We start from the raw sequence: 7,160 nt of genomic DNA, 5'->3' as shown, positions 1-7,160 counted from the left end.
ATAGCTGATAGCTGATAGCTGATAGCTGATAGCTGATAGCTGATAGCTGATAGCTGATAGCTGATAGCTGATAGCTGATAGCTGATAGCTGATAGCTGATAGCTGATAGCTGATAGCTGATAGCTGACCTAGACATTAGTCGAGATACTAGAACTTGCCATTACTAGCAGCAACAGAAGTACCATTGCTCAAATACTGCTCAGGCTCTACCTCAACCTCTACCAGGTCTTGGTAATCTTGAGTTTTACTTCCAAAAAGGGTCTTTCTTGTCCAACGAACTAAGTTATCGACATAGGTAAATAATACTGGCACCACCACCAAGGTTAGCAGAGTAGAAGTGGTAAATCCTCCAATCACGGCAATAGCCATCGGACTACGAACTTCACCGGCTGCTCCCCATTCCAAGGCAATGGGAATCATCCCAGCAACGGTGGAGACGGAGGTCATCAAAATCGGTCGCAAGCGACTGACTCCAGCTTGAATAACGGCTTTAAACTGGGATGTCCCTTCTTTATGATTGGCTAAGGCAAAGTCTACCAACAGAATGGCATTTTTGGTCACCAATCCCATGAGTAATACTATTCCAATTAGGGCATACAGTCCCAATTCCTTCTGGGCTACCAACAGTCCCATTAAGGCACCACCGATGGATAGGGGTAAAGCGACCAAAATCCCAAAGGGATAGAGAAAACTGTTGTACAACAGTACTAGAATGGCATAAATTGAGAGCACTGCTAGCCCTAAGGCGCTCACAAACCGACTGAATATGTCTTGCTGAATCTTGGCATCCCCAGCGGGTTCCTCGGAAACTCCAGGGGGTAGGGGATTCATGGCAGGTAGGGATTTAACTTTTGCGATCGCATCTCCTAGAGAAATCCCTTGCAAGTTGCCTCCCAAAGACACCTGACGAGCACGATTAAAGCGGTCAATCTGGGCAGGTCCACTCCCTAAACGGATATCAGCTACGGCAGTGATCGGTACTAAAGTACCATTTCGACTGGGAACCCGCAGATTTTTGAGGGTTTCGATGTCATCCCTCGATGCTGGGTCGAGTTGGACACGAATTGGAATTTGTCGGTCAGGTAGGTCAAATTTAGCCAGATTTGACTCAAGATCTCCAATTAACGCTAAAGAGGCCGTGCGTGCGATCGCTTGAACAGACACTCCTAAATCTGCAGCACGGGCAGGGTTAGGTACAATCACAATTTCTGGTTTAACTAGACTTTCACTAGAGGTAACTTCCACTAAACCAGGAATTTGACGCATCTGTTTTTCTAGGGCTTGGGCGGTTTGGGCAAGCAGTTCACCATTCTCACTCTTGAGAACAATTGATAAATCCTTGCTAGAGCCTCCACGACTTTGACTACGGAAACTAACCCTCGCGCCAGCTATTTTCTGAAAAGCCTGACGCATTTGCTGAGCAAATTCTTTTTGAGAGATTTCCCGTTCCTCTTTGGGTAAGAGTTTGGCGTATACAATACCAGAATTTATACCATCATCTCCAGCGCTGGCCAGAACATTTTCCACAGCTGGGTTTGACTGCAACAACCGATTGGTTTGTTGAATGACGTCTATGGTTTCATTGAGTTGAGACCCCGGTGGCAGATCAATCAATATCGTACTAATGCCAGTATCCCCATCATTAAACAAACCCTTGGGAATAAACTGTACAAGCTGCAAGCTACCGATGAAAAAAGCTACAGCTATCAACATCGTGGTAATCCGGTGCTTCAACGCCCAGGTTAATAGACTTCGATAAGGTTGTATAGGTCGCCTCTGATGGGTTGCAGGTTGTTCGGTTGCAGGTTGTTCGCCCTTGGCGTTCCCGAAGGGTAGGTTATTGGGTTGAAGGTTATTGGGTTGAAGGTTATTGGGTTGATGCTTATTGGGTTGAAGGTTATTGGGTTGAAGGTTATTGGGTTGATGCTTATTGGGCCAACTTTCAACCTTCAACTTGTCAACCTTCAACGGGTCAACCTTCAACTTGTCAACCTTCAACGGGTCAACCTTCAACTTGTCAACCTTCAACTTGTCAACCTTCAACGGGTCAACCTTGGCCAATTGGCCACGCTTCGCGAACAACGGGTCAACCTTCAATGCTTTTGATTTTGGCTTGAGCAAATAAGCGCTCAGCATCGGTGTCATTGTGGTAGCTACTAGGGTGGAAAACATAGTAGATACCGCAACGGTTACTCCAAAGGGTTGGAAGAATTGACCAGGGATACCCCCCATGAAGGCTACAGGAAGAAATACCGCAACAATAGTTGCTGTGGTCGCTACTACAGCTAAACCGATTTCTCGCGCCCCATCCCACGCTGCTTTAAAGGGTTTCTTACCCATATCCAAGTGCTGGTCGATATTTTCAATCATGCAAATGGCATCATCGACCAAGTTTCCCACTGCTAGGGCTAAACCCAGTAGGCTCAGATTGTTTAGGGTATAGTTTAGGGCTTTCATCACCAAAAAGGTGGGAATAATTGATAAAGGTAGGGCTATTGCTGTAATTAGAGTTACCCGCCAATTTCTCAGAAATATCCCCACGGTGAGTACGGTGAGTAGTGAACCGATAACCAGGGAATCGATGGTTGCTTGGTAAGACTCACGGATGGAATCAGCACGAGTGAAGATCAAGCGCAGTTCGATATCGTCTGGCAGGGTAGTTTTTAGTTGTTCAACAGCCTTGCGAACCCCTTCTTCCACCGAGACTAAACTGCTACCAGTGCTGCGCAGCACAGAAAAGGCCACCACTGACTCCCCATTGAGATAGGCGGCTTTCCTAAGATCACCAAAGCCGTCTGTAACCTCTCCCAAACTGGAAAGGGTAACATTTGCGCCATCTGGGAGTACAATACGGTAGTTTTTCAACTCTTCGACTGTCTTAGCACTTCCCAGAGTCCGGACATTCTGTTCAGCGCCGCCGATGTTACCGCGACCACCGGGTAAGTTAACATTAAAACTCCGAATTTGGTCATTAACTTGGGTAGCAGTGATACCAAAGGCTTGTAATCTAGCGGGGTCAAGGTCAACTCGAATTTCCCGGTCAACTCCTCCGAGTCGATCAATTTGGGCAACTCCCGGTACATTAACTAGATCACGGCTAATTTTCCGGTCAACTAGATCACTCAACTCCTCCACTGAGCGTTTGTCAGAAGCTACCGCATAGGTCATCACTGAACCCCCGGCAAATTCTAACCGTTTGACAATAGGTTCGTTAATATCTAGGGGCAAACTTTGACGAATTTGAGCTACCGCATTGCGTACATCATTAGTTGCCTGATTGCTATCAGTTCCCAGGACAAAATTGATAACGGTGCTGGATCTGCCATCAGTAACGGTGGAGCGGATTTGGTCAATGTCTCCAAGGCTAGCAACAGCATCTTCAACTTTTTTGGTTACCTGGAATTCCAGTTCTGCCGGTCCTGCCCCTGGCTGGGTAACAGTAACCATCACCGCTGGAAGATCAATATTAGGAAGCTGATCAATTCCCAACTGCTTAAAGGAGAATAGACCGACTATTCCTAAAACCAGAAACATGACCAGAGTAGCAACCGGATTTTTAATTGACCAAGAGGAGACGTGAAAGGACATCTGATAAAGAGTTGAAGGTTAATCGGTTGAAGGTTGAAGGTTAATTGGTTGAAGGTTGAAGGTTAATTGGTTGAAGGTTGAAGGTTGAAGGTTGAAGGTTGAAGGTTAGTTGGTTGTTCGCGAAGCGTGGCCGAAAGGCCAAGGTTATTTGGTTGAAGGTTAGTTGGTTGAACGCGATTGCGTGGCCAATAGGCCAAGGTTAGTTGGTTGAACGCGATCGCGTGGCCAATAGGCCAAGGTTAGTTGGTTGAACGCGATCGCGTGGCCAATAGGCCAAGGTTATTGGCTCAAGATGCCACTTGTAACCGCCTCACTTTCAACGGTTAATCAACATCGAACCTGTAACCTGCGTTCCTTTCAACCCTTAATGAATCTGTAACTTGTTAACTTTCAAGGCTTTTATTGAGTTTCTAAAACTTGGACGCGATCGCCGTCTTTGAGGAAAGCAGCACCTTTGAGTACAATGCGATCGCTTGGGGATAAACCACTATTGATTTCCACTTGCCCACTAGGGAGCAGTTCTCCCATGACCACTGGCTGTGCTTTAACGGTGTTATCTGCTTCGAGTCGGTAAACGATGGCGCTAGTGTCGGGTTGGGGCAATACTGCTTTGGATGGTATGGTTAAACCAGTAGTTGATGAGATGGTGATGGAGCCTCGTAAAAACATCCCTGGTAGCAAGCTCCCAGAATTGGGTAAATCTACTTTTACCAGAGCTTGACGAGACTGCTGATCGACTATCGGGTCAATTTCTCGTACTGTTCCAGAAAGCTTCAGGCTGCTATCTCCTTTAGAAGATATTTCTACTGGTTGTCCAATCTGGATTTGGGACAGTTGGGTTTCGGGTACCCTTAATAACAGTTCCAAACGCCCCTTTTCGATAATGGTAAAGAGTGTTTCTGAGGAAGAGGTAATATCACCGACACGGGCATTTCTAGTGGCTACTTTGCCACTGACTGGTGCCACCACTTGGGTATCGTTCAGTCGCGCCATCACTAACTGGACTTGTGCCTTTTCTCTAGCCAGTTGAGCTTCGGCTTGAGCAATTACTTCTGGACGGGAACCAGCTAATCTTTGCTGGAGCTGCTGTTGCGCTTCTACTACAGCGGCTTCTAACTGGGCAATTTCTGGGGAGTTGGTGTTTCGTGCTTGCTCAAGGCGTTGTTGGGCTTCAGATAAATTCGCTTGAGCACTGAAATATTGACTTTCCACCTCATTATAGCGGTCTTGGGAAATGGCTCCTTCGGCAATCAATTTTTTCTGGCTCTCGAAGCGACGTTTAGCAAGACTCAACTGTGCTTCAGCAGATGCCACTTGGGCTTTAGCTTGGTCAATTTGTCTAGGAATACTAGCTTGAGCCTGTCTTAGACGAGCTTGGGCTTGGTCGAGACGAGCTCTAGCTTGGGCTTTTTCTTCTGAGCGTGTCCCTGCTTTGAGTTCTGCTAAACGGGCTTCAGCTTGGGCAACTGCTGCCTGAGCTTGAGCTAACTGTGCCTGAAGCACAGCATTATCTAGCCTGACCATTACTTGTCCTGCCTTGACAAATTCCCCTTCTCTAACCAGTACCTGTTTAATCTGTAAACCCGTTGCTTGGGACTTGACCCTAATCTCCTCAAAAGCAGCAACACTACCAATAGCTTCTAGAGTACGGTTAACTGTGGTGGTTTTTACCTCTGCCACCGTAACAGTTTGAGCAGGTACAGCAGAGGGGACAGCCGCAGGGGTTTCAGCAGAAGCTACAGCCGCAGGGGTTTCAGCAGTTTCAGCAGGGGAATCGGTTTTTTGAACCTTTGGAGCTGTCCCGATCAATCGCATTCCTAGGAAGGTCAGCATAATTCCCATACTCATGGCCATCACTAAACTACCTGCTCCTGATGTCAAGGAGTTTTGGGATTCACTAGTCCCGGAGCTGGGTAATGATGAGGCTGAATCCTCCTGTTGGTGATTAGCTTGGTGTAATGGTTGTTGATCTGGCTGAGTGATAGTGCTAGAGCCATTCAGCTGAGATATCTGTTGGTGATCTGGCTGAGTGATAGTGCCAGAGCCATTTAGCTGAGATCTCCGTTCATCTAAAGTGTTTCGGGTCATGGTTATTCCCCTGTTACTGGTAGTGCTGAGTAATTTTGTTAAAAAAATATGATTTTAAAGGTTATTTCTTAATATAACTTAAAAATTATTAACTTAAAAGTTATTAGGACCTGAGCTAAAACTGTCTATCTATGTTTTTTCTTGATGAAATAAGATGTATAATTATTAGTCGTCTGGTAATTAGTCACAAATTTAGCACTCCCCAACATCCATATCAATCAAGCATCGCTTTACGGATGCAGCGATGTCTTGGGGGAAAGCACAGGGAAAACAGCGGTGCGGACACAGGTTTCACAAACAGAACCGGGCGCCACTGGCACTTGATCAGGGCAGGGCACAGAAAAAAGCAGACAGAAAGAAAGCCTATAGAATGGGATGGTCCTAACGACTAGCTAAGCGATGGGCGAGCATTGAGCCGCTACTGGAACGCAAAACCTCCAAGTCCCTTAAGTCAACCTACCGGTAGTAGAGTAAACCTACTAAGAGATTGATACCGCATGGTTTATATAGCATTTGTATCTGGGTAAACACACGAATTGCCGAAAAAGGCAAGAGCCAAGAGATCCTCAGTTTTATTGGACAGTAAAAAAAAGACCATACAGGTTTACATCTCAAATACAAACGCTATATTTTCCGGCTAATGGGCAGCTCAGACTAGATTGTCTCAGTTTTTGTTTCTTAGGTGTAAGCTATCAGCTATCAGCTATCAGCTATCAGCTATCAGCGATTAGCTCACGGCTGACCGCTGACTGCTGAATGCTTACTCTTAGGTGCGCTTTCCGCTCTTTGTGCCCTTGACCGATTAAGAATTTAATTCGCGCTTTGGTGCGCGCCTTTAGGCAAAGCCCGACGCGGGGCGCGAACGGGCGCGCCCCTTTTATTGCCTCAGTTTTTGTGTGACATTTTCCTCTTTTTGCTGACTTTTCAAAGTCTAGTAGTAGTTAGAATATATACTTTCTAAAAAGGTCTATTGACACTCCCCGTCCTATAAGAACGGGGATTCTTTAATCAACGAGGTCGCTTGCTCTTTCAGACCGGAATCAGAAAGAGTAGAGGCGTCCTCTCCTAAAGCGTTCGGATCAATGATCCAGGTTCCGGTGTGCCCCACCGTACCCAAAGCTCTAGGATATTGATGGCTGCATTGTGGTCGCGTTCGCGTAGCGTCGCCTTCGGCGAATCCAACTGGCAACCACACTTGCAGGTATGGGTTCGCGTTGACAATGTCTTTTTGACAACTGCACCACAACTAGAACAATTTTGACTAGTATAAGCAGGATTTACTGCTATTGTTTGCCTGCCAAACTTTTGTCCAAAATATTCCAGCCATTTCCTAAATTGATACCAACCAGCGTCATTAATAGGTTAGAGTCGATGCCTAGGTATTACCCTAGGGCACCTCTCCTTCAAATCCGTGCATGAAACTTTCGCCTCACACGGCTCCTAGATATCCTAGCTTTTAAGCTTGCTCCCGTGGATGAGTTGGT

3 protein-coding genes and 3 pseudogenes are annotated in these 7,160 nt (G+C 46.3%); 1 reads left to right on the top strand and 5 read right to left on the bottom strand.

Translation table 11 applies throughout. The annotated features are described in order from the left end of the window. Nucleotides 1-147: 147 nt before the first annotated feature. Nucleotides 148-1,755: pseudogene (locus tag F6K46_RS40480) on the bottom strand (efflux RND transporter permease subunit); the annotation flags it as partial. 123 nt (nucleotides 1,756-1,878) lie between these two features. Between F6K46_RS40480 and F6K46_RS40475 the strand changes: the two are divergent. Further along, nucleotides 1,879-2,106, top strand: a complete 228-nt coding sequence (locus F6K46_RS40475; protein ID WP_366510871.1) for a pentapeptide repeat-containing protein — start codon at nucleotides 1,879-1,881, stop codon at nucleotides 2,104-2,106. Nucleotides 2,107-2,109: 3 nt separating this feature from the next. On the opposite strand, the pseudogene F6K46_RS40470 reads toward F6K46_RS40475, so the two are convergent. From F6K46_RS40470 to F6K46_RS37030, 4 genes and pseudogenes are all read right to left on the bottom strand, one after another. Continuing rightward, nucleotides 2,110-3,588 (bottom strand): annotated as a pseudogene (locus tag F6K46_RS40470) (efflux RND transporter permease subunit); the annotation flags it as partial. Between the two features lie 62 nt (nucleotides 3,589-3,650). Continuing rightward, a complete protein-coding gene (locus F6K46_RS37040) occupies nucleotides 3,651-3,785 on the bottom strand; it encodes a hypothetical protein (RefSeq protein ID WP_293067755.1) in 135 nt (44 codons plus the stop codon). A 202-nt stretch (nucleotides 3,786-3,987) separates the two neighbouring features. After that, nucleotides 3,988-5,676 (bottom strand): efflux RND transporter periplasmic adaptor subunit, encoded by a 1,689-nt coding sequence (locus F6K46_RS37035; protein ID WP_293067752.1) that lies wholly within the window; start codon nucleotides 5,674-5,676, stop codon nucleotides 3,988-3,990. Nucleotides 5,677-6,661: 985 nt separating this feature from the next. Further along, a pseudogene (locus F6K46_RS37030) lies at nucleotides 6,662-7,035 on the bottom strand (transposase); the annotation flags it as partial. Between the last annotated feature and the right edge of the window lie 125 nt (nucleotides 7,036-7,160).

Source organism: Moorena sp. SIO3E8 (assembly GCF_010692445.1).
GTDB lineage: Bacteria > Cyanobacteriota > Cyanobacteriia > Cyanobacteriales > Coleofasciculaceae > Moorena > Moorena bouillonii.
This window is presented reverse-complemented; position numbering and strand designations above follow the sequence as displayed.